The sequence below is a fragment of the Mycobacterium asiaticum genome (assembly GCF_001673315.1).
Classification (GTDB): Bacteria; Actinomycetota; Actinomycetes; order Mycobacteriales; family Mycobacteriaceae; genus Mycobacterium; species Mycobacterium asiaticum_B.
On sequence record NZ_LZLQ01000088.1, the window covers coordinates 1 to 26516 of the forward strand.

The following is a 26516-nucleotide window of genomic DNA, read 5'->3' on the forward strand; positions in this document are numbered from 1 at the left end:
TGCAGATCGAGTCCCTCTTCGCTGCCGTATAAGTCGCGGGCGGGGCTGACCGGATTGGCTACGGACCTGGCGCAGTGGTCGCGGGCGACCGCAGAGATCGGCGCCGCGCTGCGGGCCGGGGTCAACCGCTACGCGGAGGCAGAGTTGTATGCCACCGCCAGGATCAGCTGATGGCCGATCGGTTGGACGTCGCCGGGCGTCTCGCTGAAGGGCTCCCCGCCGTCGAGCACTACGAGACTTACGCCCGCGCTTGCCATGACCGGGTGCCCGTCCGCGACTTATACGGCAGCGAAGAGGGACTCGATCTGCATGCGCTCGACGCTGACTGCGCGCGACTGAAGGCCGTGGGCACGGTAGCCATGGAAGCCCTGCGAGTGCAGCGTGCGCAGGCCACCAGATTGGCGGCGGCGTGGACCGGCCCGGGCGCAGACGCCGCCGTAGCGTTTCTGCAGGCCCATTGCGACAGCGCGGACGCCGTGGTCACTGCGTTGCATGCCGCTGCCCAGCAACTCGAGTCGCTACGGGACAGCCTCTGGCGCCTCGTCGACGCGAAAGTCGCGACGACCGTCGCCATCGATGACCGCACCGTGACGCAGCGCCCGGCATGGCTGGCCGCGGCCGCGGCGGCCAGCACCGGCGTGGGGGACCAGACGACCGCGCGGGAGGTTGTCAACCAGCAGATAAAACCCTACGTGGACAACGACATTCGGCAGGACTGGGTGACCGCAATGCATTCGGCGAAGGCCGCTGTGAACGCGTCCTACGACAGCGTCGTCGATCGGTTGGTCGCCGTGCCGCGGCCGCACTTCGAGATTCCCGGCGATTTCGGGGCAGCCGGGCCGGCGGTGAAGACCTCGATAGCGCCCGAGGCCGCTGCGGCCCGGCCGGTGCCTCCGCTTATCCCGGCCGGTTACTCGACTGGCCCGACGGTAACGCCCCCGCCCAGTCCGGCATCGCCTCTGATGCGGAATCCGTCACCCGCAGAGCTGGATTCGATGGCGACGCCCGGGGGGCCTACCGGACCACCAGGGGGTGCCGCCGGACTTCCCGGTGGTGCCGCGGGACTGTCCGGTGGTGCCGCCGGACTGCCCGGGGATGCCTCCGGCATGTCCGGCGGGGGGCTCGGTGGTAGCGGTGACGTTGGTAGCGGGGGTGGCCTGAGCGGACTCGTCAGTCGGATCGTCGAGACGCTGGGCGGCCTGCTGGATTCGGCGGGCGACGTGCCCGGCGACGACCCATTCGACGATGACCCTGACGACGAGCACGATCCGAACCAGCCCGCGGAAGGGGAGGAGTCGAATCCCCGCGAGCCTGATGATGCGGGCCACGCCACCAAGTCCACGCCATTGCCGGCCGCATCGACGGCCCCGCCCGGACAGCCGGCGCCCGGCCAGCCTGGGCACCACCAAAGCCAAACTGCGCCAGGTACTTTCCTGCGGCATCTTCGACCAGCTCCGCGGTCGCGCTGATCTCATCGGCAACCCCGCACACGGTCACACCATCGAATCTCATACTTGATTCGACGCCGATCGAGGCGTGCGGGTTCCAGCGGAATGCTGGGTTCAGCCGGCGGAGCTGACCGCGTCGGCCACCGTCCCGGCCAGCCGTTGTGCGACGTCCTCGTCGGCGGCTTCCACCATCACCCGGATCATGGGCTCAGTTCCCGAGGGCCGCAACAGGATTCGCCCGGTGTCGCCCAGTTCGGCTTCGGCGCGGTCGACGGCACTTTGCACCGCGGGCGCGGCAGCGGCAGCGGTCTTGTCCGCCACCTGCACATTGATCAGCACCTGCGGCAGCGTGTGCATGGCCGAGGCGAGGGTCGCCAGCGACGAACCGGTCTGCACCATGCGAGCCATCAGCCGCAACCCGGTGACGATGCCGTCGCCGGTGGAACCCAGCGCCGGCATCACGATGTGGCCGGACTGCTCACCGCCAAGGCTGTAGCCACCGGCCCGTAGCTCTTCCAGGACGTAGCGGTCGCCGACACCGGTGGTGCGCACTGTCACGCCGGCGGCGCGCATGGCCAGGTGCAGACCGAGGTTGCTCATCACCGTCGCCACCAACGTGTCGGAGGCCAGTTCGCCAACCTCCTTCATCGCCAGGGCCAGCACCACCATGATGGCGTCGCCGTCGACGAGTTCACCGTCGGCGTCGACGGCCAGGCACCGATCGGCGTCGCCGTCGTGCGCCAACCCCAGGTCGGCCCGGTGTGCGGTGACCGCGGCTCGCAGCGAATCGAGATGCGTCGAACCGCAATCGTCGTTGATGTTCAGTCCGTTGGGATCGGCGTTGATTGCGATGACGCGCGCGCCGGCAGCGCGGTAGGCCGCCGGTGCCGCCTCCGACGCCGCGCCGTGCGCGCAGTCGACCACCACCGTCAACCCGTCCAGGCGATGGCTGCTGGCCTTGGCCACGTGGCCGAGGTAACGATCGGCGGCATCCGCGGCGTCCAGAACGCGGCCAATGCCGACGCCGACCGGGCGCAGTCCGGGGCCGGCCGCCACCAGATCCTCGATGCGGTCCTCGGTGTCGTCGTCAAGTTTGTGGCCGCCGGGGCCGAAGATTTTGATGCCGTTGTCGGGCATCGGGTTGTGCGACGCGGAGATCATCACGCCGAAGTCGGCGTCGTAGGCGCCGGTCAGGTAGGCCACCGCGGGTGTCGGGAGCACCCCGACCCGTAACGCGTCGACCCCTTCGCTGGTCAGTCCCGCGATGACCGCGGCTTCCAACATCTCGCCGCTGGCCCGCGGATCCCGCCCGATTACGGCGACCCGCCGGCCGGGACCGTTTGAGTCCGCCAGGTGCCGGGCCGCGGCCGCACCCAGCGCCAAGGCCAACTCGGCGGTCAACTCACGATTGGCGACTCCGCGTACGCCGTCGGTGCCGAATAGTCGACCCATGCGGACAAACCTCTCACAGTTGGCTCACAGAAAGCGAGTGGGCAGATAACCCACTGTTGGCTGCGGGCACGCCCCCGGTACCACCGACACGCCGAAATATGCGAATAAGTCGTCCGGGGGATGCACGCCCGCAGCCCGCAGGTTGCTGATCAGCGCTTGCTGTACTGAGGCGCCTTGCGGGCCTTCTTCAGGCCGTACTTCTTGCGCTCGGTCGCACGCGGGTCACGCGTGAGGAAACCGGCTTTCTTCAGCGCCGGCCGGTCCTCGGGTGTCGCCACGATCAGTGCGCGAGCGATGCCCAGGCGCAACGCGCCGGCCTGGCCGGAGGGGCCGCCGCCGTGCAGCAGCGCAAAGATGTCGTAGCTGTCCACCCGGTCGACGGTGACCAGCGGAGCCTTGATCAGCTGCTGGTGCACCTTGTTGGGGAAGTAGTCCTCCAGGCTGCGCCCGTTGAGGTCGAACTTGCCGGTGCCAGGCACAAGACGCACCCGGACGACGGCTTCCTTGCGGCGACCGACCGTCTGGATGGGCCGCTCGAACACGAACGATTCACTGGCCGCCGCATCCTCGGCCCCGGTCTCAAAAACCTCTCCGGTTTCCATGGTTTCGGTCACTGGGCCACCTGCTTGATCTCGAACGGAACGGGCTGCTGCGCGGTGTGGGGATGCTCCGGGCCTGCATAGACGCGAAGCTTCTTCTGAATCTGCCGGCTCAGCTTGTTCTTGGGCAGCATGCCGACGATCGCCTTCTCCACCACCCGGTCGGGGTGCTTTTGCAGCAGCTCTCCGATGCTCCGCTTGCGCAGACCGCCGGGATAACCCGAGTGGCTGTAGGCCATCTTGCTCTGCAGTTTGTCGCCGCTGATCGCGACCTTTTCGGCATTGATGACGATGACGAAGTCGCCACCATCGACGTTCGGCGCGAACGTTGGCTTGTGCTTGCCGCGCAACAGGGTGGCTGCTGCGACGGCGAGGCGGCCAAGCACGACGTCCGTGGCGTCGATGACGTACCACGACCTCGTGGTGTCACCCGCCTTGGGCGCATATGTAGGCACAGCGCTTACCTTCTTCTTTCTCTCGGGTTGATCCCGGTGTGAGCCGGGGGCCGGTCCGGCGTATGCGGTTGGGGTTGCTCTCGGCGACCGACATAGACCCGAGAAACCCTGGAACCCGATGTACCTGTAGGTACCGCACGCCAACGGAGCAGCTTACAGATCCGCATCCCCGCAGGTCAAAACTAGCGGGCCCAGCTACCGGCGGCCCGGCGATCGGCGCTGGCCACCTCGTCGGCGCCGTCTCGGACCGCGTGGCCGAGTTGGTTCAGTATCTCGTTGAGCGCAGTGGCCGCCTGATGCCACTTCAGTTGTTCGGTCTGGTACGCCGCGGCCGCCTCGCGGGTCCACAGCTGTTGCAGCGGCGCGATGTGCGATCTGAGCTCCTCGAGCGAGGCATTCAGGCGTGCGGCCGTGGTGTGGATCTCCTGACGGACCGAGTGTTCGATCGCGCCGAAGTTGTAGGACAAGGTCGTCTCGTTCACAGCGCACCCCCGGTGGCGCCGATGCGCTGGGCGTGGGTGTGCCCGGCTTCCCGAAGCGCCGCCTCGTTCAACCGGATGGTCTCGGCAATGGCGTGCAATACGTGGTACAGCCGTGTTGATTCGGCGTTCCAACGATCCAGCACGTCCTTGAACCGCGCCGCGGCCAACCCACCCCAGACCGACGCCGGCACGCTGCCCATCCTGCCGACGAAGGCGTGCAACAACGCCCGGATTTCCTCATTGCGGGCATCGGTGGCGTCTGCGACCGAGCGCATCAAATCGAAATCGGTATTCAGTGTGCTCATACCGGATTGGACTGTCGCGGAGCCGATTCGGTTCCATCGATTTGCTCGGGGTTATTCCACCGCGTGTACCGACCGCACGGCTTGTTCGCAGGCGTCGCGGACGGCGTCCTGGGCATGGGGCCGGCTCTGGCATCCGACGCTGATGCGCGTCGATCCGTCCATCAACACCGCCCAGCGCACGTCGTGGCCGGCCCGCACCTCACGGTAGGTCACCGCGGGCCGGCCGGCACTCAGACCGGCGGGGTTGAAGTCGACGAACACCCCCGCGGGTTCGCTGTCCATCGCCCGCTTCAGCCGTTCCGCGGTACGGGCCAGTGTCTCCCCGGGCGTCGGCGACTGCGTGATGTGCAGCGCCACCTCCGGGTCGGCCGGCGACGTGACCTGGACCCGGGCGGATCCCGGTCCGGCGATCACTCGTTGCGTCAGCCAGGTTGCGGGAACGGTCAGCGCAACGCGACCTTCCACCAAGACTTTCGTCGGAGCCGGCTGCGTCTCGGACGATCGGCGCGGCCTTTCCGTATCCGTCGTCGGCGCCGCCACGACCAGCACCGCTGCGACAATGCCCGCGGCCACAACCGCTGCCGTCGCGCTAACCCGGGATCCGGAGCCCGGCGGTGCGGTGGGCGGCCGACGGGGCGGGTCACCGGTGACCGCGGCCGCAGCGGCCTGCCGGGCCAGTCCGGCGTCGTCGATCGTTACTACGGCGGGTGATGTCAGAACACTTGCGATCTGCTGCGCGAGCAGCCTCGCCCCGGGTATGGCGGCCGGCGTATCGATGCACACCGACGCCCCGGGCAGCATCGTCTCGACGGCCTCTGCGACCGCGCCGGCCACGGGCAAGGATTCCGTCCGGCGCGGCACGGCCACCACCTCTGGTCCCACGATCGCCACCAGCCGGTCGGCGATCTCGATCGACACCGTCGACTCGTGCGACTGTCCTTGCGCCAGCAACCACGAGCGCGGCCGCAGGGTGCCACCGCCGAGGCCGGAGGCCGCCGCGGCGAGCACGCCCACCCGCGCGGCCGACCACCACGAGGGGTGCACAACGATGGGGCCCCCGCGATGCCCTTCGGCCAACGACCGCAATGCCTGCGACCAGAGCAGTTCGACGGCGACCGGTCGCTCGTCCAACAGTGCCACCGGGTCGTCGATCCCATCCAGCGCGGCCGCACCGGATCGGCTCGAATTCTTTGTGTCACAACATAATCGACGAACAGATGCCGGCCCTGCCTCGATGACGGCGCGGTGTGGGTTCATGCCGGCGGCGTCCAGCCGACCTGGACCAGTTGCTCGACGCCGGGTTGGGTGATCAGGACGCCGCGACCGGGTGGCAGCGGCCGGCCGGGTTTGGATCCGAGCAGCACGCCGTCCTCCGCTCGTCCGCTCATGAGCAGGCCCGTGCAGCCCAGCTCGGTCAGGCTCGCCAGCAGCGGATCGAACAAGGCGCGCGCGGCACCCCCGCTGCGGCGCGCCACAACCAGGTGCAGCCCGAGATCCTTTGCGTACGGCAAGTACTCGAGCAACAGGTGTAGCGGATTCCCGCTCGCGTTGGCCACCAGGTCGTAGTCGTCGACCAACAGGTAGATGTCGGGACCCGCCCACCAGGACCGGGTGCGAAGCTGCGTGTGGCTGACGTCAGCGGCTGGCATCCGACTCCGAAGCAAGTCGACCAGGCCGGGCAGGACCGCGGTCAACGCTGCGGGTGACATGGCATAGCCACCGGAATGTTCGGACCCGACGACACCCATCAGGGTGCGACGGAAGTCGACGACGAACAGTCGAGCCTGCGCCGCCGTCTTGGTACGGACGATCTCGCGATACAGGGTGCGCAACGCCGAGGTCTTCCCGCAGCCGTTGTCCCCCAGTATCAGTAGGTGCCCGCTACCACCGAGATCGACGCCGACCGGCTCCAGCCCGCCTTCGCCGAGCCCGAGCAGGATCCGGCTCGTGGTGCGGTCTTCGGCAATGACGATCTGGTGGTCCACCTTGGTGGGCAGTAGCAATACCGGCGGTGCCACCGGGCCGCCACAGCGCACCTCGACTTCTTCTAATTCCGGCCGTGCCACCACCATCTGCAGACCATCGGGGCTCAGACCGCGGCCGGGGTGATCACGGGGAACCTGGCGCGCCTGCGCACGGTCGCAGTCGGAATCCGCCGGATCCCCAAGTCGTAACTCGATGCGGGTACCCAGCTGGTCTTTCAGCGCCGGTCGGATCTCGGCCCAACGGGACGCGGACAGCACGACATGCACACCACACGAAAGACCTTGTGTCGCAACCATGGCGATGGTTTCTTCGAGGTGGTCGAACTCATGCCGCAAACCCACCCAGCCGTCGATGACGAGAAACACATCTGCCAGGTCCGCCGTGCCGGACCCGGCCCGTACGCGGGCCTCCCGCGTACGCACGGCCGACTCCATCTCAGCGACGATGCGTTCGGCGAGGTCGGGTTGGGACCGGTCGGCCACCCCACCCACATGCGGAAGCTCACCCATTGCGGACAACGATCCACCGCCGAAATCCAGGCAGTAGAACTGCGCTTGCGAGGGCTCGTGGGTAGCGGCCAGCGCGGTGATCAACGTGCACAGCGCGGTCGACTTTCCCGCTTGGGGAGCGCCTACCACCGCGACATTGCCGGCGGCACCGGACAAGTCGACGATCAGCGGGCCGCGGGACTGCTCGTAGGGGTGGTCCACGACACCGATCGGCACGATCAGGTGTCTGGCCTCACCGTCCCGCAGCAGCGCACCCAATGTTGGCGCCGTGTTCAGCGGCGGCAACCACACGGGGTGGGCCGGTGGTCCCTGGTCTTCGATCCGATCGAGGACCGTCCGCATGACCGACCGCGCACGCACCGGGATGACTTGCCGCACTTGGCCTACGGTTTCGGCGGGGAACCGGCTCACCGCTGCCGGTGCAGTGCCGGCCGGTAGTGTTGCCGTCCCGGGTCCCGAGACGAACGCGCTTTGAAACCGGATTAGATCACCGCTAGCGGTCCGTAGATAGCCGGCGCCCGGTGTATTCGGCAGATGGTAGGCCTCGGGCGTTCCCAGAATGGCACGTGATTCGCTGGCGGACAATGTTTTCAAGCACATGCGGTAGGACAGGTGCGCCTCGAGTCCTCGCAGTCGGCCTTCGTCAAGCCGCTGGCTGGCCAGCAACAGGTGCATTCCCAGTGACCGGCCCACTCGGCCGATCGTCACGAACATCTCCGCGAAGTCAGGATGCTGGCTGAGCAGTTCGGAGAATTCGTCGACGATGATGAAAAGAGCAGGTAGCGGCGGGGATCCCAGGGGGCGGTGCTGCTCGTAGGTCGCAAGGCTGACACAGCCCGCCGTCCGCAGCAGCTGTTGCCGACGGTTCACTTCACCGGCGAGGGCAGCACGCATTCGGTCGACCAGCGGTGCTTCGTCCGCCAGGTTGGTGATGACGGCCGCCACGTGCGGCGCTTCCGACATGTCCAGAAAGGTTGCTCCGCCTTTGAAATCGACGAGCAGTAGGTTGAGCACTTCGGGCGAGTTGCGGGCCAGCATGCCCAATGCCACGGTTCGCAGTAACTCCGATTTGCCTGACCCGGTCGCTCCGATGCACAACCCGTGCGGGCCAATACCCTGCTCCGCAGCCTCTTTGATGTCCAAGTGGACGGGCTGACCATCCAAGGTGGCACCGATCGGGACACACAGCCGGTCGCGTCGGTCCTGGTTACGCCACAGCAGAACCGGGTCGACTTCACCCAGCTCCCGGATCCAGCTCGGACTACTTCCCGGCCACGACCTGCCGGCGACGGCGGCCAAGCGGCGTGCACACACCGTGGCCTCCTCGACGGAGAGCTGGTCCGGGCACGCCAGCATCTCCTGCTTATCCGCGCGACGGATGACCAGCTTTGCGGCATCGTGGCCGACCACCACACTGGTTGTGTCCGCGATCGAATCCGACTCAGGCACGTCGACAATCACCAACACATGCGGTGATGATCCGGCGGCCAGCCCGGCTTGCGCGTCGAGCAAGGTGGGATACACCATCCGCGCCGCCCCCGCTCCGTCGGTGAGTCGAGGATGCTGGTTGTGCGGCAACCATTTCAGCCAATCCCACCCGCTACCGACAGCGACGATGGACAGCTCCTCGGGCGCATGAAATACGGCGAGCTGGCAGACAATCGCGCGAATCAGGCCGCGGACTCGACTGGGGCCACCGTCGATCGTGACGGTCTGGCCGAGACTGAGCGGAACCACGATCGGGCCGTCGATCGTGGAATGCGCATCCAGAAATCTTTGCAGTGCTTCCGCGGTGACCGGATCACGTCGCTGCTCAGGCGGGGTGGGCGCGGCTACCAATCGGGCGGCGAGCGGCTGGCTTCCGACCCCGACGCGCACCCGGTAGCAAGCGGCATCGGCAATCCGCCGCGCCCACATTTGCGGACTCCCGATCACCGTCCACAGGCAATCGGGATCCGGGAACTCACGCAGCAGGGAAATGTATTGCGTGGCAGCCACTTCGGTGACCTGATCGCGCAGCCCGCTCAGGTACGCAAAGTATTCGTCACGGTCGGCATCGATCGCTGCGCCCCGGCGTCGACCGCGGCCGGTCAATACGGTCACGGCCAGCGAGGCCAGCATCATCACCGGGAAGACGAGAAAGCCGGGGCTCCGCCCGACCGGCGAACCGGTAACCAAAGCCCCCACCGTGGCGGCGAGCGTCACGACCGACATCACGACGGGCAGCAGAAAAACCAGCGCGCTCGCCGCCGCCGTCTGCGGCACCTCCGGCGGGGCGTCGACTTCGATGACCGCAGTCACAGTTCGATGACGTTATGCCGCAGTGAATCTGGCTGCAAGTCAGCTGTGGAGAACTGAATCCCGGTCTACCTGAGATCCGGCTACCGTACCGACGATGAGTTCAGCAATCGCAGCCGAAACGCGCCGCGTCGCCGTCCACGCCGGCGAGACCGACATCGATCTCACCATCCCCGCGGGCGTTCCGGTCGCCGTGTTGATCCCGGCCATAGTCGACCTGCTGGGCGGTGCGGACGACTTGATGCCGGCTCGCTACCGGATCGCCCCAGTAGGCGGTCGACCGCTGCTGAACTCAACAACCCTGGCGCAGAACGGCATCGAAGACGGCGCCGTCCTGGTATTGACCCGGGACGCGCCGGTGCCGCCCTCCCCCCGCTGCGCCGATGAGGCTGAGGGGGTTGCCGCAAGTCTGCGGGACCCGACCCCTACGCGGGGCACGACCCGCCTCAGCGGCGCCCTCGGCGCCATCCTTCTCACCGCGGTCGGCACGCTGATGCTGGCGCGAAACACATGCATTGCCAGAGGATCTGCCTACACCGTCGCCATCCTGGTGACCGCGGCCGCCGTTGCGCTGATATCGGCCGGGGTGGCACAGCGGGCTTACCGCGAACCTTTCGCCGCAATGACCCTGAGCGTCGTCGCCGCCATGTTCGGTGCGGTCGCCGGCCTGCTCGCCGTGCCTGGGCCCCCGGGCGCACCCCACGTGCTGCTCGCCGCCATGGCGGCGGCCACCACGGCTGTCCTCGCCATACGCACAACCGATTGCGGGTCAGAGGTTTTGACGACACTCGTGGGTTGCGCAATAGTCGAGGGCATCGCGGCACTGGCAGCCGTGCTCACCACCGCACCCACACAAGTCGTCGGCGCGGTCACCGTTGTTGTGTGCCTGGTTCTCATCGAAATGGCACCTCGGATCTGCATGCTCGTGACGGGGTTGGTGCCCGGACTGCCCAACCCGGCGGTGCTGGCCTGCGCAGCGGCCCGCGCCGAGCGCTGGCTGGCCAGTTTGCGTGGTGCGCTCGCGGTGGCTACCGGCGCCGGTGCCGCGGTCGCCGCCCTGGCCAGCCCGCGCGCCATTGTCCTGGCCGCCGTGACGGCCGGGGTGCTACTGATGCATGCCCGTTCCGGCCACCGCCCCACGGCAGTATTCACCGGCACCGGAATCGCCACCGCCGGTGGCGTCCTGGCGATCACGGCCGTCCGACTACCTCAGCACGAACCGTGGATCGCGGCCCTGACAACGGTGTTGGCCGCCGGGGCGATCTACCTGGGCTTCGTCGCTCCCGCGAGATCTCTCTCGCCAATGGCACGACGGGTCGTCGACGCCCTGGGCTGCGTGGTGCTCGCCGCGACCGTGCCGCTGGCCTGCTGGACCTGCGGCGCCTTCGGTGCCGTTCGCAACCTGAATTTGCTTCGCACGTGACGAGCAACCGCCTCGCGCACCTGCTGCTCGCGGTCACGTTGACGGCACCGTGTGCTGCGCCCTCGGCTCATGCGGTCTCACCTCCACCGGCCGACCAGAAGTGGCTGCCGGCACCGGCATTGCCGTCACCGCCGGGACCCACGGTCCAGCATGAAGTTTGCGCGGTGACGGCAGCCGACCCGGCCAAGACCGGTGTGCCCACGCAACTCGGCGACTTGGATCTGCCGCGGATCTGGCAACTAACCCGGGGGGCAGGTCAGCGAGTCGCGGTGATCGACACCGGCGTCCGGCGTCACCCGCGCTTATCGAAGCTGGTGGCGGGAGGTGACTACGTGTCGACCGGCGACGGTACCCAGGACTGCGATGCACACGGCACGCTGGTGGCCGGGATCATCGCGGCGAAACCGGCCCCCGAGGCCGACCGATTCACTGGTGTGGCACCAGATGTCACCGTGATCGGCGTGCGGCAATCCAGCACCAGATTTTCTCTCGCCGGCGACCACACCGGAGCGGGCGTCGGTGACGTCGGGACGCTGGCCAAGGCGGTCCGTACCGCCGCCGATCTCGGCGCCTCCGTCATCAACATCTCGTCGGTGGCGTGTGTTGCGGCCGCGGACGCGCCCGACGATCGCGCGCTGGGCGCCGCTCTCGCCTACGCCGTCGATGTCAAAGACGCCGTCGTCGTAGCGGCCGCCGGCAACACCGGCGGTGCAACGCAGTGCCCAGGCCAACCTGCCGACGTCAGCTACGACAACATTGCGACGGTGGTCAGTCCCGCCTGGTACGACGACTATGTCCTGACCGTCGGCTCGGTGACTCCCCAGGGCGCGCCGTCGTCGTTCACCCTGGCCGGACCATGGGTAGATGTCGCCGCGACCGGCGAGGGTGTGACCTCGCTGAGCCCGGTGAACGACGGCATTGTCAATAGCGTTGCCGGACAACAGCTCTGCGGAACAAGCTTTGCCGCGCCCGTGGTGAGCGGGCTGGCAGCGCTGATCCGGGCGCGTTTTCCCGCACTGACGGCGCGTGAGGTGATGCAGCGCATCGAATCCACCGCGCACCATCCGGCCGCGGGCTGGGATCCATTCGTCGGCAACGGTGCCGTCGACGCGCTGGCCGCGGTCAGCACCGCCACCACCGAACGATCCGGCACGGCCGGCCGCCGGATATTGGGCCTGCCCGGCCCGGCCACCCCAGGTCAGCCCGACAACCGCCCACGCGACACCGCTTTCGGTGGGGCCGCGATCTGCCTGGTGGCGCTACTGGCGACAATGGCCTCGCTTATGCGCCGACGCCTAGGGTCCAACCGTGTCGCGGCCGACTGATGCCTTCGCCCTGCTCAGCTCCGGTCCGCACGGCAGCGCCGCGAGCAGCGCCCACGGCGCCGGGGCAGCCGTGGACGGCAGCCCCAGATCACGGGCCGCCTCGTCGTCGTGGATGGCGAATCGAACGCCAGCGTCGGTGACGAGGAAACGAGGCAAGCTGCGGGCACCGATGCCAGTCAGGCCCTGAGCCGACACATAAGCGCTGTGGCCCGGCGGTAGATAGACGGCGTCCACCGCGGGCCCGCGGCCGTCGGCTTGCGCCAGGGTCGCCGCCCGCCCTCCGGCTGATAAGCCCCGCGCGCTGCCCGTCCCCACGGTGATCTCCGCCGGACCGGCCGGCACGGGCGTCCACACCACACAAATGTCGGAGTCCCCGACCGATAACGCCGGAGCCCGTTCGGGAAACCCGGCGGTCGGCAGGATGTCGACCTCCGGCGCCTGTCTCAGGGCGTCGGGCGAGATCGTTACGACGTCGGCGCTGCCCTGCGAATCGTGGAACCGCAGTAGATCGGCAGTCAGCTGCCCGATTCGCTGGACCCCGGCGGTCAGCACCACGTAGAACTCGTCGCCTCCCGCGCGTGTGATCCGCAACACAGTGCCGACCGGAGTTTCGGGGAGCCACGCTCGGGGCGGTCCGGCCGCCTTCGCGACTCGGGGAACCGCGATGGGCGGCGCCTCCGGGACGGCTCCTAGCAACGATCGCGAGACGGTACGCGGCCGCTGGCCCGACAGCCCCAACGCTCGCACGACTGCGCTATCAGCCAGATCCACCAGTGCCCGTGAGCCGTGGTAGAGCAGGTAAGCCTGCGAATCCGAATCCGTCGTGACCAGGATGGCCCGGTCAGCCGCGAGAGCAGCCACGGATGGGCCCGCCGGCGGACCGATCAGCACCGTTGTTCCTGCGTCACCCCCGCCGTCGCAGATCGTCCAAGCCGACTGTCGCACCGGCAGGGGCGGGGCCAGCAGCTGTGGCGCACCCGGAATGCCCAGCAGCGGGCCATGTTTGGCGCTTAACAGGTCGGACTCTCGCACCGGTTGCGGGTTGGCGTCTGACGCCGCGATCAACCGCGCCGAGGCCAGATTGAGCACCGGATGCCAGGTGTCCCCCACCCGCACGTACAGCGCGCCGGACACCCGGCCCATCGCAATCCGGGCATCACCCAGGCCCGACTGCGGCTGCAGCAAACTCAACAAACCGCATCCCGCGATCGCGACGACCGTCAATACACAGCCGAATGTCAGCGAAATCAGTCGGGTACGGCGCGATCCCTCGACCGTGCGGTAATCGCCGCCCAGCAACGCGCACTCCAGGCGCCGGGTCAGGTACCGGTGAGCGCTGACGTGCAGCCAGGAGGTGGTTTCCCGCCGCACTGAACCCCCCACATGTTGCCCTGACCGCCCCCGACTCTAGGCCGTCCGATACGCCCTTCCCGCCGGTTGTCCACAGGCGCGGAGATGATGCTCCGCGCGAATCCGTATAAAATTTCCCAGGTGCTCAAGGACCCCTTCATTCGCCTAGCCGGTCGGGCCGGTGTGGGTGTCGCCGCTGCGGCGGCCGCTGTTGCGCTGGTGAACCCCCTCGTCGCGATCCCGCGGGCATCCGCCGACGACTGTCCGGACGCCGAAGTCGTCTTCGCCCGGGGAACCAACGAGCCGCCCGGCCTGGGCCGAGTGGGCGACGCATTCGTGCAGTCGCTGCGCCAGCAGGCCCCCGGCGTGAACATCGACACCTACGCGGTCAACTATGCGGCCAGCAAGCTGCAGTTGCATGGCGGCGACGGCGCCAACGACACGATTTCGCATGTCAAGAAGACGGCCGCGGCGTGCCCGAGCACCAAGATCGTGTTGGGCGGCTATTCACAGGGTGCTTCCGTGATGGACATCGTGGCCGGAGTTCCGATCGGTGGCATCAGCTTCGGCAGCTCCCTGCCGCCCGAATACGCAGGCAACATCGCGGCGGTGGTGACCTTCGGCGACATCGCTGACCGCGCCGGCGGATCGCTGCCCACCAAGAGCGCTCTGCTCGGCTCCAAGGCAGTGGACTACTGCAACCCGACGGACCCGATCTGCCACGCCGGCGCCGGGAACGAGTGGACCGGGCACACCGAGGGATACGTCCCCACGTACACCACCCTGGGCGCGGCTTACGCGGCGCCCAAGCTGATGAACGGCGTGCCGCACATGCCTGGGCAGCTGCCCCTCCCGCAGGTCCCGCTGGTACCCCAGGTGCCGGGGTCGGTCTCGCCCAGTCTGCCGGCCACCGCGCCGGTGGTGCAGGTGCACTGACGGCGCATACGGGGTGCGGGCCAAGCCCGACCGATCAAGCCGCCGACTTTCGCTGCCGGTGAGCTCTAACGGGGCGAGCGCACGTCGCGGGTGATCAGCGTCCGGGCCCCGAGCTCGTCGTCGGGCGGATAATCCACTTGAGCCAGCGTCAACCCCTGCGGCGGGGCGGCCGCGAAGTCGCTGGATCTGCTTGTCGCAGTAAGTAATTCACGGCACCATGCCGCTGTGCGCCGATGCTCGCCGACGGCCAGTAAGGCCCCCATCAGCGATCGCACCATGGACCAGCAGAACGCGTCGGCGCTGACATGGGCCGTGATCGAATCGCCCTCGCGGGAAAAGTCCAACCGCTGCAGCTCCCGGATGGTGGTGGCCCCGTCACGATGACGACAGAACGCGGCGAAATCGTGCAGCCCCAACAGTTCTCGGGCCGCCGCCGACATCGCGTCCACATCCAGGGCACGCGGCCAGGCGGTGATGAAACGCGCCTGCTGCGGAACCACGCCGTAGGGCGCCGTCGACAGCCGGTAGACGTAGTGACGGCGCAGCGCCGAGAACCGTGCGTCGAAACCGGCCGGAGCGCGGGCGATGTCCAGCACCCGAACGTCGGCGGGCAGGAACCTGCCCAGCCGCCGCACCAGAGCCAGGAACTCCGGATCCCCAGGAGATGAGTTCCTCGAATAGACCTTCGACACGGCATCGACCGGCACATCGGCATGCGCCACCTGCCCGGTGGCGTGCACACCGGCGTCGGTGCGTCCCGCCGCGCGCAGCCGAACCGGTGCACGGAACACGGTCGTCAATGCCTCGTCCAGCACACCGGCGACGGTTCGCTGACCCGCTTGCGCCGCCCAACCCGCGAAATCGGTTCCGTCGTAGGCGATATCGAGCCGCAGACGGACGACCTCGCTAATTCTCGGAGGCCTCTTCCGTGGCCTTGTCGGCATCCTTGTCGGTGGCCGCTTCATCGGTGGCTTCGTCGGTGGTTTGGATGCCCGCCTGCGGGGTCGCAGCCGCCGCTTCAGGCGTGGCCTCGGTGTCGGTCGCCGCCTCGTCGGCCGGCGAATCGTCCACCGCCTCCGGCACGACAGCCGCCTGCGGTGCCGCAGCGGCCGCCTCGGGTGCGGCCTTCTTCGAGGACTGCACCCGCCGGGCCCGGTCGGCTTCCGACGTCACCGTCTTCTCCCGCACCAGCTCGATCACCGCCATCGGAGCGTTGTCACCCTTGCGCGGCTCGACCTTGATGATCCGGGTGTAGCCACCGTCGCGGTCGGAGAAGAACGGCCCGATCTCCGCGAACAAGGTGTGCACCACATCCTTGTCGCGGATCTTCTTCATGACCTCACGCCGATTGTGCAGCGAGCCCTTCTTGGCGTGGGTGATCAGCTTCTCCGCATAGGGTCGCAACGCCCGCGCCTTGGGCTCGGTGGTCTTGATCCGGCCGTGCTCGAACAACGACGTGGCCAGGTTGGCCAGGAGCGCCTTCTGGTGCGACGACGACCCGCCGAGGCGAGGGCCCTTGGTGGGCTTGGGCATTGCGACTTCTCCTATGTGGGGCCGGTCCCCGTATCAGGTAGGACCGGGACGGACGGTGTTGCATTTGTCCGGTTCCTCAGCGGCCTGCACGGCCGCATCGTCGCCGGACGGTGTTGCATGTGTCCGGTTCCTCAGCGGCCGCTGCACGGCCGCATCGTCGCCGGACGGGCGTTACAGCTGTTCGGTTTCGGCGTAGTCCTGGTCGTCGTAGGCACCCTCAGTGGACCAGGTGCCGGTGGCCACGTCGTAGCCGGCGACCTCGGACGGGTCGAAGCTGGGCGGGCTGTCCTTGAGCGACAGACCCAGCTGATGCAGCTTGACCTTCACCTCGTCGATGGACTTCTGACCGAAGTTGCGGATGTCGAGCAGGTCGGACTCGGTGCGCGAGACCAGTTCGCCGACAGTGTGCACGCCCTCGCGCTTGAGGCAGTTGTAGGAGCGGACAGTCAGGTCCAGGTCGTCGATCGGCAGCGCGAACGACGCAATGTGGTCGGCCTCGGCCGGCGACGGCCCGATCTCGATGCCTTCGGCCTCGACGTTGAGTTCGCGTGCCAGACCGAACAATTCGACCAGCGTCTTACCGGCCGACGCCAGCGCGTCGCGCGGAGTGATCGAGTTCTTGGTCTCCACGTCCAGGATCAGCTTGTCGAAGTCGGTGCGCTGCTCCACACGGGTGGCATCCACCTTGTAGGTGACCTTGAGCACCGGCGAGTAGATGGAATCGACTGGGATACGCCCGATTTCGGCGCCCGAGGCTCGGTTCTGCACCGCCGGTACGTAACCGCGGCCACGCTCGACCACCAGTTCGACCTCGAGCTTGCCCTTGTCGTTCAGCGTCGCGATATGCATGGACGGGTTGTGCACGGTCACACCGGCCGGCGGCACGATGTCGCCCGCGGTGACCTCGCCCGGGCCCTGCTTGCGCAGGTACATGGTGACCGGCTCGTCCTCCTCGGACGACACGACCAGACCCTTGAGGTTCAGGATGATGTCGGTGACATCTTCCTTGACACCGGGCACGGTGGTGAACTCGTGCAGCACGCCGTCGATCCGAATGCTGGTCACCGCCGCGCCGGGAATGGACGACAGCAGCGTGCGACGCAGCGAATTGCCCAGTGTGTAGCCGAATCCGGGCTCGAGAGGTTCGATGACGAACTGAGACCGGCTGTCGTTGAGGATGTCCTCGGACAGGGTGGGCCGCTGAGAAATCAGCATGTGTTTCTTCTTCTCCTTCTCGGCACCCGCTATTTGATGCCGTTAGGTTCCTGCGCCCCGACGGCGCAGGAAATCTTTACTTCGAGTAGTACTCGACGATCAGCTGCTCGGTGAGCGGCACGTCGATCTGAGCGCGCTCGGGCAGCTGATGGATCAGGATGCGTTGCCGCTCTCCGACCACCTGCAGCCAGCTCGGGATCGGGCGGTCACCCGCAGTCTCCCGCGCGATCTGGAACGGCACCGTGTTCAGCGAGTTGTCCCGTACGTCGATGATGTCGTACTGCGACACCCGGTAGCTGGGGACGTTGACGTGCACGCCGTTGACCGAGAAGTGCCCGTGGCTGACCAGCTGACGAGCCATCCGCCGGGTCCGGGCCAGGCCGGCGCGGTAGACGACGTTGTCGAGTCGGCTTTCCAGGATGCGCAGCAGTTCCTCACCGGTCTTGCCGGATTGGCGGGTTGCCTCTTCGTAGTAGCGGCGGAACTGTTTCTCCATGACGCCGTAGGTGAAGCGAGCCTTCTGCTTCTCCTGCAGCTGCTGACGGTATTCGCTGTCCTTGATCCGCGCGCGGCCATGCTGGCCGGGCGGGTAGGGCCGCTTCTCGAAGGACTGGTCGCCGCCGACGAGGTCGGTGCCCAGCCGGCGCGACTTGCGGGTCATAGGTCCGGTGTAACGAGCCATTTCTTATGTTCCTCCTAGACCCTGTTAGACCCTGCGCCGCTTGGGCGGACGACAGCCGTTGTGCGGCTGCGGGGTGACATCGGAGATGGCCCCGACCTCCAGGCCGGCGGCCTGGAGAGACCGGATCGCGGTCTCCCGACCCGAACCCGGGCCCTTGACGAACACGTCGACCTTCTTGACGCCGTGCTCCTGCGCCTTGCGGGCGGCGTTCTCCGCAGCCAGCTGAGCGGCGAACGGAGTCGACTTCCGGGAACCCTTGAAGCCGACGTGACCCGACGACGCCCACGCGATGACATTGCCCTGCGGGTCGGTGATGGTCACGATCGTGTTGTTGAAGGTGCTCTTGATGTGGGCGGCACCGTGCGGGATGTTCTTCTTTTCCCGCCTGCGGGTCTTCTGCCCCTTCTTAGCGGATGATGTTTGGCCCTTTTTTGTCGGTGGCATCCGGTTTTACCTGGCCTTCTTCTTGCCTGCGATGGTGCGCTTGGGGCCTTTGCGGGTCCGCGCGTTGGTCTTGGTCCGCTGGCCGCGCACCGGCAGGCCGCGACGGTGCCGCAAGCCCTGGTAGCAGCCGATCTCGATCTTGCGACGGATGTCGGCCTGCACCTCACGACGCAGGTCACCTTCGACCTTGAGGTTGGCTTCGATGTAGTCGCGCAGATGGGTCAGCTGGTCGTCGGTCAGGTCCCGAGTCCGCAGATCCTTGTCGATGCCGGTGGCAGCCAGAATCTCGTTGGATCGGGTACGACCGACGCCGAAGATATAGGTCAGTGCGATCTCCATGCGCTTGTCGCGCGGCAGATCGACGCCTACTAGTCGAGCCATAGGTGGCGTTTCCTCTTTCTCAGCGGAGGTCTTTTCCCAGTCCGTTCCTCACCTGATGGCGAGGGCCCGGCCTCCGTCCGGACGTGGTGCGCGGCGTATCCGCGCAGTGGTACTGGGAGGTCTGCATTCAGTTATCGGACGATCTCGCCCTGACTAGCCTTGCCGCTGCTTGTGGCGCGGGTCGGAGCAGATCACCATGACCCGTCCGTGCCGACGGATCACCCTGCACTTGTCACAGATCGGCTTGACGCTCGGGTTCACCTTCACGGCAGTCTCGGTCCTGTTCTCTGGTCTCTAGGTGTTTGTTACTTGTACCGGAGTGCTTGTTACTTGTACCGGTACACGATGCGGCCCCGGGACAGGTCGTAAGGAGACAGCTCCACTACCACCCGGTCCTCGGGCAGGATGCGGATGTAGTGCTGCCGCATCTTGCCGCTGATGTGGGCGAGTACCTTGTGGCCGTTTTCCAGCTCAATGCGAAACATGGCATTGGGCAGGGGCTCGACCACGCGGCCCTCGACCTCGATGGCACCGTCCTTCTTCGCCATTACTTTTCGGGAATCCTCTACCTTGTTGTCCGTGCACTTGGGTGGGCGCAGCATTCGTCCGAGCTACAAAACGTGAGCCGGTGATGGAAATTCCCAGAAGAATTTCAGACAAGGCACGCGAAGAGCCGGCACGGACGCCGCACCGTTGGTCCACGATACCCGCACCGTCGCTCCGGAAGCAAAAGCGACCACTTCGCTCTGCGCGGAATAGCACGACCCGGCCGGCCGGTTAGACCATCCATGACGGACTCCCAGCAAGGTTCAGCATCCAGCAAGCCCGATTTAGGCCGTTTCGGATCGTTCGGACGCGGCGTCACTTCCCAGCAAGCCAAGGAGATCGAAGCCCTGGGCTACGGCGCTGTCTGGGTGGGTGGCTCACCGCCCGCCGAACTGGATTGGGTCGAACCCATCCTGGCAGCCACCACCACGTTGCAGGTGGCCACCGGCATCGTCAACATCTGGACGGCCGCGGCTGGGCCGGTGGCCGAATCGTTCCACCGGATCGATCAGGCCTACCCCGGGCGCTTTCTGCTCGGTATCGGAGTCGGTCATCCGGAGGCGCACACCGAGTACCGCAAGCCCTACGACGCTTTGGTGGAGTATCTCGACCAGCTCGACGAGCACGGTGTGCCGGCCAACCGGCGGGTGGTGGCGGCCCTTGGCCCGCGGGTCCTGAAGCTGTCCGCGCAGCGCGCGGCCGGGGCGCACCCGTACCTGACGACGCCGGAGCACACGGCGCAGGCGCGGGAATTGATGGGTCCGTCGGCGTTTCTGGCGCCCGAGCACAAGGTGATCCTCGCGTACCCGGACAAAGAAGATGCCGACAAGGCCCGCGCGGTGGGACGCAAGGCGCTCGACATCTACCTCAACCTCGCCAACTACCTGAACAGCTGGAAGCGGCTGGGGTTCACCGACGAGGATGTCGCCAGACCCGGCAGTGACCGGCTCGTCGACGCGGTGGTCGCATACGGCACCACCGACTCCATCGCGGCGCGGCTGCGCGAGCACCTCGATGCCGGCGCGGACCACGTTCCGGTGCAGGTGCTGACCAGAAGTGAAAATCTCGTTCCGGCGCTGGCCGAATTGGCAAAAGCATTGGGTCTGTAAACGGGTATAGGTGGCCAAGTGACTGACGCAGTTTCACTCAAACCTGACCTGGGACGTTTCGGGGTGTGGCTGGGCACCCGGTCGCTGGCCCCCGAGCTGGCGGCCGAAATCGAGTCGCTGGGATACGGCGCCGCATGGATCGGAGCTTCGCCGGACGCCGAACTGGCGTGGGTCGAGCCGGCGTTGGCTGAGACCAGTCAGCTGCAGGTCGCGACCGGGATCGTGAACATCTGGGCAGCTCCGGCCAAAGAGGTCGGCGCTTCGTTTCACCGCATCGAAACCGCGCATCCGGGCCGGTTCGTGCTGGGCGTCGGCGTGGGACACCCTGAGCACACGCAGCAATACCAGAAGCCCTACGACGCTCTGGTGTCCTACCTCGACGAGCTCGACAGCGCCATGGTGCCCAATAGCCGCCGGGTGCTTGCCGCGCTGGGACCTCGGGTGCTGCGTCTGGCCGCGCGACGCAGCGCGGGCGCCCACCCGTATCTGACCACACCCGAGCACACCGGCCGGGCGCGTCACCTGGTGGGAAATACCGTCTTCCTGGCGCCCGAGCACAAGGTTGTGCTGACTACCGACGCCGAGGAGGCTCGTGCGGTCGGACGCAAGTTCGTCGACTTCTACCTCGGGCTGAGCAACTACGTGAACAACTGGCTGCGGCTGGGCTTTACGGACGAAGACGTACGCAAGCCGGGTAGTGACCGACTGATCGACGCTCTGGTCGCCTACGGCACGCCGGACGACATCGCACGACGGTTGCACGAGCACCTCGACGCCGGCGCTGACCACGTGGCCATCCAGGTGCTCGGCGTCTCACGGCCCGAAAAGCTCACCCCGGTACTCCGCGAACTGGCAGGACCCCTCGGCCTGACCCGTTAGGGTTGCCCCATGCGGCTGCTAGTCACCGGTGGAGCCGGTTTCATCGGCGCGAATTTCGTGCACAGCACGGTGCGCGAGCATCCTGAGGACGCGGTGACCGTCATCGACGCGATGACCTACGCGGGCCGCCGGGAGTCGCTAGCCGACGTCGAGGACACGATCCGGCTGGTCGAAGGCGATATCTGCGATGCCGAGCTGGTCAACCGGCTGGTCGCCGAGTCGGACGCCGTCGTGCATTTCGCCGCCGAATCCCACGTCGACAACGCCCTCGACAACCCAGAACCTTTCCTGCACACCAACGTCGTCGGCACGTTCACCATCCTGGAGGCGGTCCGCCGCCACGGCGTGCGGTTGCACCACATCTCCACCGACGAGGTCTACGGCGACCTCGAACTCGACGACCCGCAGCGCTTCACCGAGTCCACTCCTTACAACCCGTCCAGTCCGTATTCGGCGACCAAAGCCGGCAGCGACATGCTGGTGCGCGCTTGGGTGCGGTCCTACGGCGTGCAGGCCACCCTGTCCAACTGCTCCAACAACTACGGGCCTTATCAGCACATCGAAAAGTTCATCCCGCGCCAGATCACCAACGTGCTCACCGGTCGCCGGCCCAAGTTGTACGGCAGCGGACACAATGTCCGCGACTGGATCCACGTGGAAGACCACAACAGTGCGGTGCGGCGCATCCTGGACAAGGGCGAGATCGGCAAGACCTATCTGATCAGTTCCGAGGGCGAACGTGACAACCTGACCGTGCTGCGCACCCTGCTGCAGTTGATGGGTCGTGAACCCGACGACTTCGACCACGTCACCGACCGGGTCGGCCATGACCTCCGGTACGCGATCGACCCGTCCCTGCTCTATAACGAACTGGGTTGGGCACCAAAGCATACGAACTTTGAAGAGGGCCTGCAGGCCACCATCGACTGGTATCGAGACAACGAATCATGGTGGCGCCCATTGAAGGACGCCGCCGAAGCCCGCTACGAAGAACGCGGTCAATGACATGAAAGCACGTGAACTCAAGATTCCGGGGGCCTGGGAGATCACCCCGGCCATTCACGGAGACCAGCGCGGCATATTCTTCGAATGGTTCACCGAGCGCGGATTCGATAATTTTGCCGGTCACCGTTTCGACCTCCGCCAGGCGAACTGCTCTACGTCCTCGGCGGGCGTTCTGCGCGGGCTGCACTTCGCGCAGGTGCCGCCCAGCCAGGCCAAGTACGTCACGTGTGTGTACGGCTCGGTTTTCGACGTCGTGGTCGACATCCGGGTCGGCTCACCCACATTCGGCCAGTGGGACTCCGTCCTGCTCGACGACAAAGATCGTCGGTCCATTTATGTATCCGAAGGGCTTGGGCACGCTTTCCTTGCGCTGCAGGACAATTCGACGGTGATGTACCTCTGCTCGGCAGCGTATGACCCGCAGCGTGAACACACCATCGCTGCCACGGACCCAACTCTGGCAATCGACTGGCCGTTGGTGAACGGCGCGGTGCCCACTTTGTCGGACCGCGACGCCGCCGCCCCCAGCTTCCAAGAAGTACAGGCGTCTGGGCTCTTGCCCACCTGGGAGGAAACCCGGCAATTCGTGGACGGCTTGCGCGAGAAGTAGTTTTCAGCCCTCGCGCCGGCGCCATATCCCCCAGGGCCACTCGCCGTTCCGGCGGCCAGCCCACGCGTTCAGGCTGCTGCCCCGTCATTGACCCGCACCGCCAACCTTGAGGCTGTGTGCCGCAACACTTCCGGGATGGCGACATAGGTGGCGAGGCAAGGTGCAAACTCCTGGAATGAAATTTGCTGTGAGAATCGAGCTTCCAGTATCCGAACGTTGCCGCTTGGTCGGTCCACCCGACGCACCGCCCTGGGGCGGGGAATCGTATCTGCACTTATGCCATTCAAATGCGCTGGCTGACAACAGCTTTGCACTCGCTGTTCATTCTCTAACTGGTAACCAACCAACTGGACACGTCACCGAAACCGTCAAAACCAACTTCGCTGCAGCCAAATGTGGCTACCATCCGCAATGTCGCCAATCGGGCCGCGACGTCCGCTCTTGAGTGAACGCTGGAGGTGGGATGTCGTTCGTATCGGTGATGCCGGACGTCATGGCGGAAGCCGCAGGCGCGTTGGCGGGTCTGGAATCCCGCATCGAAGCGGCGCACGCCGCCGCGTCGGCGCGCACGGCGGCGCTGCTGCCGATGGCTGCCGACGAGGTGTCGACGGCCATTGCCGGATTGTTCTCGGCACATGGGTCGGCGTATCAGGCGCTCAGCGCGCAGGCCGCGGCATTCCACACCCGCTTCATGCAGAGTCTCGACGCGGCGGCGGGGGCCTACGCCGCCGCCGAGGCCGCCAGTGTCGATCCGCTGCAAACCATCCAGCAGAACTTCCTGGCCCTGGTCAACGCGCCCACCACCACCTTGTTGGGACGCCCACTGATCGGCGACGGGGTCAACGGGATAACAAACGCCCAAGGCGTCGGGACGCCCGGCGGCCCGGCGGGTCTGCTGTGGGGCAACGGCGGCAACGGCGGTAACAGCACCGCGGTGGGAGTGCCCGGTGGCCCCGGGGGCGCCGCCGGTTTGCTCGTCGGCTACGGCGGAAACGGCGGGACCGGTGGGCTTGCCGCTCTAGGCGGCCCCGGCGGGCAAGGCGGGCTGTTATGGGGTTCGGCGGGTATCACCGGCGCGCCGGGCCTGGCCACAGTCCCGCTGAACTTCGACGGGCAACGCCTGCTGATGAATCTGTCCGTGGGCGGCGGGCCGACATCGTCGGTCATCGTCGACACCGGATCCCGGGGGCTCATCCTCCCGCCCCAGGCCGTGAACTTCGCCACCCTCGGGCCGGTGACCGGCACCGGCAGCGTCACCTACGGCCAGTTCGGCAACTATCTGACCGAGAATTACAACACCTATACGTCTACAGTCGATTTCGGCAACGGCGTCGTGACCGCGCCGACTACCGTTGCCGTGGTCACTTCGGTCGTGCAGAACGGCTTCTTCTCCTACCCGGCTTCACAGGCGCCAGCGATTCTGGGCATCGGGGCCAATGTGCCCGGGCCACTCGGCACCAGTCCGGTGACCGCACTGCCGGGCACCTTCGGCCAGGGCGTGCTCATCAACGCGCCGGACCATGTCATGCAGTTCGGACCGAACCCGCTGCCCGCATACGCCTCGGTCACCGGTTCGCCGATCACCGCGTTGGACATCCAGATCAACAACGGCCCGCTGCAGCACACGACGGGTGCGTTCATCGATTCCGGCGGCCTCTACGGATCCATCCCCGACATCCTCAACCCACCCAACGTCGGTGGGTATCTGCCGGCGGGCACGACTGTCTCGGTCTACATGCCCAACGGGACGTTGCTGTACACCACGACGGTGGGTGCGCAACAGACCAGCGTGGTGCCCTATTGGTTCGGCGGCGTCTTCAATACCGGGATCACCCCGTTCCTGGAACGGCCGATTTACCTCTCCTACAGTCCGACCGGTTCTGGAACAACGATTTTCGATCTCTGAAACGGGCCCATCCGCCTGACCCCGCAGCAGCGGCGGCCTCGCTTGCCAACGCAAGACCTGAGTTACTAGGATATCCAAGTATCCTCTAAAACCCTTCCTCACTTCCGGGACAGTCATGACCACGCAGATTTCGCATTTCATTGATGGCCAGCGCACCGCAGGCTCGTCCAACCGGACCGCCGAGGTCCTCAACCCCAGCACCGGCGAGGTGCAGGCAACCGTTCCTATGGCCAACCAGGCCGATATCGACGCCGCGGTGGCTTCGGCGGCAAAGGCCCAAAAAGGCTGGGCCGCCTGGAATCCACAGCGCCGCGCCCGGGTGCTGATGCGTTTCGTGGACCTCGTCAACAAGAACATCGACGAGTTGGCCGAGTTGCTGTCCCTCGAGCACGGCAAGACGTTGGCCGATTCGCGTGGCGATGTTCAGCGCGGCATCGACGTGATCGAGTTCTGCATCGGCATCCCGCATCTGCTCAAAGGTGACTACACCGAGGGCGCCGGCCCCGGCATCGACGTGTACTCACTGCGCCAACCGCTCGGAGTGGTGGCCGGCATCACCCCGTTCAACTTCCCGGCGATGATCCCGCTGTGGAAGGCCGGCCCGGCGCTCGCGTGCGGAAACGCGTTCATTCTCAAGCCAAGTGAGCGCGACCCGTCGGTTCCGCTGCGGTTGGCCGAGCTGTTCGTCGAGGCCGGTCTGCCGCCCGGTGTGTTCCAGGTGGTGCACGGTGACAAGGAGGCCGTCGACGCTATCCTCAACCACCCTGACATCCATGCCGTCGGTTTCGTCGGCAGCTCGGACATCGCGCAGTACATCTATTCTGGCGCCGCGGCCACCGGCAAGCGGTCGCAGTGCTTCGGTGGCGCCAAGAACCACATGATCGTGATGCCCGACGCGGACCTCGATCAGGCCGTCGATGCCCTCATCGGCGCCGGTTACGGCAGCGCGGGCGAACGGTGCATGGCGATCAGCGTGGCCGTCCCAGTCGGTGAACAGACCGCAGATCGGTTGCGGGCCAGGCTCGTCGAGCGGATCAACGGCCTACGGGTGGGGCACAGCCTGGACCCCAAGGCCGACTACGGTCCGCTGGTCACCGAGGCCGCGTTGACCCGGGTCCGCGACTACATCGCCCAGGGGGTGGATGCCGGCGCCGAGCTCGTCGTGGACGGACGCGAGCGCGCCAGCGACGACCTGACATTCGGCGATGCCAACCTGGAGGGCGGCTTCTTCATCGGCCCCACCCTCTTCGACCACGTCACCCCCGAGATGTCGATCTACACCGACGAGATCTTCGGGCCGGTGCTGTGCATCGTGCGCGCACACGACTACGAGGAGGCGCTGCGGCTGCCGTCGGAGCACGAGTACGGCAACGGCGTCGCGGTGTTCACTCGCGATGGCGACACCGCCCGCGACTTCGTCTCCCGCGTTCAGGTGGGCATGGTCGGTGTGAACGTGCCGATCCCGGTTCCGGTGGCCTATCACACCTTCGGCGGCTGGAAGCGTTCCGGTTTCGGTGACCTCAACCAGCACGGGCCGGCGTCGATCCAGTTCTACACCAAGGTCAAGACCGTCACCTCGCGGTGGCCGTCCGGCATCAAAGACGGTGCCGAATTCGTCATCCCCACAATGAATTAAGA

The 26516-nt window shown here is 66.7% G+C and carries 26 protein-coding genes; 10 read left to right on the plus strand and 16 right to left on the minus strand.

Annotation, left to right across the window (positions count from 1 at the left end; translation table 11 throughout):
- The first annotated feature begins 170 nt into the window (after nucleotides 1-170).
- Nucleotides 171-1469 (plus strand): hypothetical protein, encoded by a 1299-nt coding sequence (locus tag A5636_RS13205; protein ID WP_065159097.1) that lies wholly within the window; start codon nucleotides 171-173, stop codon nucleotides 1467-1469.
- Nucleotides 1470-1562: 93 nt separating this feature from the next.
- Here the strand turns inward: A5636_RS13205 and glmM are convergent, their stop codons facing one another.
- From glmM to eccCb, 7 genes are all read right to left on the minus strand, one after another.
- Complete coding sequence (glmM, locus tag A5636_RS13210; RefSeq protein WP_065159098.1) at nucleotides 1563-2900, minus strand: phosphoglucosamine mutase; 1338 nt, start codon at nucleotides 2898-2900, stop codon at nucleotides 1563-1565.
- A 149-nt stretch (nucleotides 2901-3049) separates the two neighbouring features.
- Nucleotides 3050-3502 carry a 30S ribosomal protein S9 gene (rpsI, locus tag A5636_RS13215; protein ID WP_155763803.1) on the minus strand — a complete coding sequence of 151 codons (453 nt, stop codon included), beginning with the start codon at nucleotides 3500-3502 and terminating at the stop codon, nucleotides 3050-3052.
- Nucleotides 3503-3510: 8 nt separating this feature from the next.
- Entirely contained in the window at nucleotides 3511-3954 is a 444-nt protein-coding gene (gene rplM, locus A5636_RS13220) for a 50S ribosomal protein L13 (RefSeq protein WP_065159099.1), read from the minus strand.
- Between the two features lie 182 nt (nucleotides 3955-4136).
- Nucleotides 4137-4436: a WXG100 family type VII secretion target gene (locus tag A5636_RS13225; RefSeq protein WP_065159100.1), complete on the minus strand. Its 300-nt coding sequence runs from the start codon at nucleotides 4434-4436 to the stop codon at nucleotides 4137-4139.
- Nucleotides 4433-4741, minus strand: coding sequence for a WXG100 family type VII secretion target (locus tag A5636_RS13230; RefSeq protein ID WP_081287778.1), 309 nt, complete (start codon nucleotides 4739-4741; stop codon nucleotides 4433-4435). The genes A5636_RS13225 and A5636_RS13230 overlap by 4 nt, the downstream gene beginning before the upstream one ends.
- Nucleotides 4742-4792: 51 nt before the next feature.
- Nucleotides 4793-5998, minus strand: coding sequence for a type VII secretion-associated protein (locus tag A5636_RS13235; protein WP_065159101.1), 1206 nt, complete (start codon nucleotides 5996-5998; stop codon nucleotides 4793-4795).
- Nucleotides 5995-9537, minus strand: coding sequence for a type VII secretion protein EccCb (gene eccCb, locus A5636_RS13240; RefSeq protein ID WP_065159102.1), 3543 nt, complete (start codon nucleotides 9535-9537; stop codon nucleotides 5995-5997). Before eccCb ends, A5636_RS13235 begins: the two co-directional genes overlap by 4 nt.
- A gap of 94 nt (nucleotides 9538-9631) precedes the next feature.
- Here eccCb and eccD point away from each other — a divergent pair, with 94 nt between their 5' ends.
- The gene (gene eccD / locus A5636_RS13245) at nucleotides 9632-10957 is read left to right on the plus strand and encodes a type VII secretion integral membrane protein EccD (RefSeq protein ID WP_065159103.1); all 1326 of its coding nucleotides are present in this window, start codon (nucleotides 9632-9634) and stop codon (nucleotides 10955-10957) included.
- Nucleotides 10954-12282 carry a type VII secretion-associated serine protease mycosin gene (gene mycP / locus A5636_RS13250; RefSeq protein WP_065159104.1) on the plus strand — a complete coding sequence of 443 codons (1329 nt, stop codon included), beginning with the start codon at nucleotides 10954-10956 and terminating at the stop codon, nucleotides 12280-12282. Before eccD ends, mycP begins: the two co-directional genes overlap by 4 nt.
- On the opposite strand, the gene eccB is transcribed toward mycP, so the two are convergent.
- Nucleotides 12253-13653, minus strand: a complete 1401-nt coding sequence (eccB, locus tag A5636_RS13255; RefSeq protein WP_065159174.1) for a type VII secretion protein EccB — start codon at nucleotides 13651-13653, stop codon at nucleotides 12253-12255. The two genes, mycP and eccB, sit on opposite strands and share 30 nt — an antisense overlap.
- A gap of 120 nt (nucleotides 13654-13773) precedes the next feature.
- On the opposite strand from eccB, the gene A5636_RS13260 reads away from it, so the two are divergent.
- Complete coding sequence (locus A5636_RS13260) at nucleotides 13774-14568, plus strand: cutinase family protein (protein WP_437339828.1); 795 nt, start codon at nucleotides 13774-13776, stop codon at nucleotides 14566-14568.
- A gap of 65 nt (nucleotides 14569-14633) precedes the next feature.
- Here A5636_RS13260 and truA read toward each other — a convergent pair whose 3' ends face one another.
- From truA to infA, 8 genes are all read right to left on the minus strand, one after another.
- On the minus strand, nucleotides 14634-15512 hold the full coding sequence (gene truA / locus A5636_RS13265) for a tRNA pseudouridine(38-40) synthase TruA (protein WP_172827233.1): 879 nt from the start codon (nucleotides 15510-15512) through the stop codon (nucleotides 14634-14636).
- On the minus strand, nucleotides 15475-16101 hold the full coding sequence (rplQ, locus tag A5636_RS13270) for a 50S ribosomal protein L17 (RefSeq protein ID WP_065159105.1): 627 nt from the start codon (nucleotides 16099-16101) through the stop codon (nucleotides 15475-15477). The genes truA and rplQ overlap by 38 nt, the downstream gene beginning before the upstream one ends.
- Nucleotides 16102-16272: 171 nt before the next feature.
- Nucleotides 16273-17316, minus strand: coding sequence for a DNA-directed RNA polymerase subunit alpha (locus A5636_RS13275; protein ID WP_065159106.1), 1044 nt, complete (start codon nucleotides 17314-17316; stop codon nucleotides 16273-16275).
- Nucleotides 17317-17392: 76 nt separating this feature from the next.
- Nucleotides 17393-17998 carry a 30S ribosomal protein S4 gene (gene rpsD / locus A5636_RS13280; protein WP_065159107.1) on the minus strand — a complete coding sequence of 202 codons (606 nt, stop codon included), beginning with the start codon at nucleotides 17996-17998 and terminating at the stop codon, nucleotides 17393-17395.
- A 24-nt stretch (nucleotides 17999-18022) separates the two neighbouring features.
- Entirely contained in the window at nucleotides 18023-18442 is a 420-nt protein-coding gene (gene rpsK / locus A5636_RS13285) for a 30S ribosomal protein S11 (RefSeq protein WP_065159108.1), read from the minus strand.
- Between the two features lie 6 nt (nucleotides 18443-18448).
- Nucleotides 18449-18823 carry a 30S ribosomal protein S13 gene (rpsM, locus tag A5636_RS13290; protein WP_007167900.1) on the minus strand — a complete coding sequence of 125 codons (375 nt, stop codon included), beginning with the start codon at nucleotides 18821-18823 and terminating at the stop codon, nucleotides 18449-18451.
- 153 nt (nucleotides 18824-18976) lie between these two features.
- Nucleotides 18977-19090: a 50S ribosomal protein L36 gene (gene rpmJ / locus A5636_RS25520; RefSeq protein ID WP_003879483.1), complete on the minus strand. Its 114-nt coding sequence runs from the start codon at nucleotides 19088-19090 to the stop codon at nucleotides 18977-18979.
- A gap of 59 nt (nucleotides 19091-19149) precedes the next feature.
- Nucleotides 19150-19371, minus strand: a complete 222-nt coding sequence (infA, locus tag A5636_RS13295) for a translation initiation factor IF-1 (protein ID WP_003418601.1) — start codon at nucleotides 19369-19371, stop codon at nucleotides 19150-19152.
- Between the two features lie 240 nt (nucleotides 19372-19611).
- Here infA and A5636_RS13300 point away from each other — a divergent pair, with 240 nt between their 5' ends.
- The 6 genes from A5636_RS13300 (at nucleotide 19612) to A5636_RS13325 (ending at nucleotide 26514) form a co-directional block, all read left to right on the plus strand.
- Nucleotides 19612-20478, plus strand: a complete 867-nt coding sequence (locus tag A5636_RS13300) for an LLM class F420-dependent oxidoreductase (protein WP_065159109.1) — start codon at nucleotides 19612-19614, stop codon at nucleotides 20476-20478.
- 18 nt (nucleotides 20479-20496) lie between these two features.
- Complete coding sequence (locus A5636_RS13305) at nucleotides 20497-21357, plus strand: LLM class F420-dependent oxidoreductase (RefSeq protein WP_065159110.1); 861 nt, start codon at nucleotides 20497-20499, stop codon at nucleotides 21355-21357.
- A gap of 9 nt (nucleotides 21358-21366) precedes the next feature.
- Nucleotides 21367-22362, plus strand: a complete 996-nt coding sequence (gene rfbB, locus A5636_RS13310) for a dTDP-glucose 4,6-dehydratase (protein ID WP_065159111.1) — start codon at nucleotides 21367-21369, stop codon at nucleotides 22360-22362.
- A gap of 1 nt (nucleotide 22363) precedes the next feature.
- Entirely contained in the window at nucleotides 22364-22972 is a 609-nt protein-coding gene (gene rfbC, locus A5636_RS13315; protein WP_065159112.1) for a dTDP-4-dehydrorhamnose 3,5-epimerase, read from the plus strand.
- A gap of 463 nt (nucleotides 22973-23435) precedes the next feature.
- The gene (locus A5636_RS13320; RefSeq protein WP_065159113.1) at nucleotides 23436-24878 is read left to right on the plus strand and encodes a PecA family PE domain-processing aspartic protease; all 1443 of its coding nucleotides are present in this window, start codon (nucleotides 23436-23438) and stop codon (nucleotides 24876-24878) included.
- Between the two features lie 115 nt (nucleotides 24879-24993).
- Complete coding sequence (locus A5636_RS13325) at nucleotides 24994-26514, plus strand: CoA-acylating methylmalonate-semialdehyde dehydrogenase (protein ID WP_065159114.1); 1521 nt, start codon at nucleotides 24994-24996, stop codon at nucleotides 26512-26514.
- Nucleotides 26515-26516 lie beyond the last annotated feature (2 nt).

Bases quoted from the DNA above. Each gene is read 5' to 3' on its own strand.
- rpsK (WP_065159108.1), bottom strand. From the start codon at position 18,442: ATGCCACCGACAAAAAAGGGCCAAACATCATCCGCTAAGAAGGGGCAG.
- rpsD (WP_065159107.1), bottom strand. From the start codon at position 17,998: ATGGCTCGTTACACCGGACCTATGACCCGCAAGTCGCGCCGGCTGGGC.
- A5636_RS13320 (WP_065159113.1), top strand. From the start codon at position 23,436: ATGTCGTTCGTATCGGTGATGCCGGACGTCATGGCGGAAGCCGCAGGC.
- A5636_RS13275 (WP_065159106.1), bottom strand. From the start codon at position 17,316: ATGCTGATTTCTCAGCGGCCCACCCTGTCCGAGGACATCCTCAACGAC.
- rplQ (WP_065159105.1), bottom strand. From the start codon at position 16,101: ATGCCCAAGCCCACCAAGGGCCCTCGCCTCGGCGGGTCGTCGTCGCAC.
- truA (WP_172827233.1), bottom strand. From the start codon at position 15,512: ATGCCGACAAGGCCACGGAAGAGGCCTCCGAGAATTAGCGAGGTCGTC.
- rpsI (WP_155763803.1), bottom strand. From the start codon at position 3,502: ATGGAAACCGGAGAGGTTTTTGAGACCGGGGCCGAGGATGCGGCGGCC.
- A5636_RS13205 (WP_065159097.1), top strand. From the start codon at position 171: ATGGCCGATCGGTTGGACGTCGCCGGGCGTCTCGCTGAAGGGCTCCCC.
- A5636_RS13325 (WP_065159114.1), top strand. From the start codon at position 24,994: ATGACCACGCAGATTTCGCATTTCATTGATGGCCAGCGCACCGCAGGC.
- rpsM (WP_007167900.1), bottom strand. From the start codon at position 18,823: ATGGCTCGACTAGTAGGCGTCGATCTGCCGCGCGACAAGCGCATGGAG.
- A5636_RS13230 (WP_081287778.1), bottom strand. From the start codon at position 4,741: ATGAGCACACTGAATACCGATTTCGATTTGATGCGCTCGGTCGCAGAC.
- infA (WP_003418601.1), bottom strand. From the start codon at position 19,371: ATGGCGAAGAAGGACGGTGCCATCGAGGTCGAGGGCCGCGTGGTCGAG.
- eccD (WP_065159103.1), top strand. From the start codon at position 9,632: ATGAGTTCAGCAATCGCAGCCGAAACGCGCCGCGTCGCCGTCCACGCC.
- rfbB (WP_065159111.1), top strand. From the start codon at position 21,367: ATGCGGCTGCTAGTCACCGGTGGAGCCGGTTTCATCGGCGCGAATTTC.
- glmM (WP_065159098.1), bottom strand. From the start codon at position 2,900: ATGGGTCGACTATTCGGCACCGACGGCGTACGCGGAGTCGCCAATCGT.
- A5636_RS13300 (WP_065159109.1), top strand. From the start codon at position 19,612: ATGACGGACTCCCAGCAAGGTTCAGCATCCAGCAAGCCCGATTTAGGC.
- rfbC (WP_065159112.1), top strand. From the start codon at position 22,364: ATGAAAGCACGTGAACTCAAGATTCCGGGGGCCTGGGAGATCACCCCG.
- A5636_RS13235 (WP_065159101.1), bottom strand. From the start codon at position 5,998: ATGAACCCACACCGCGCCGTCATCGAGGCAGGGCCGGCATCTGTTCGT.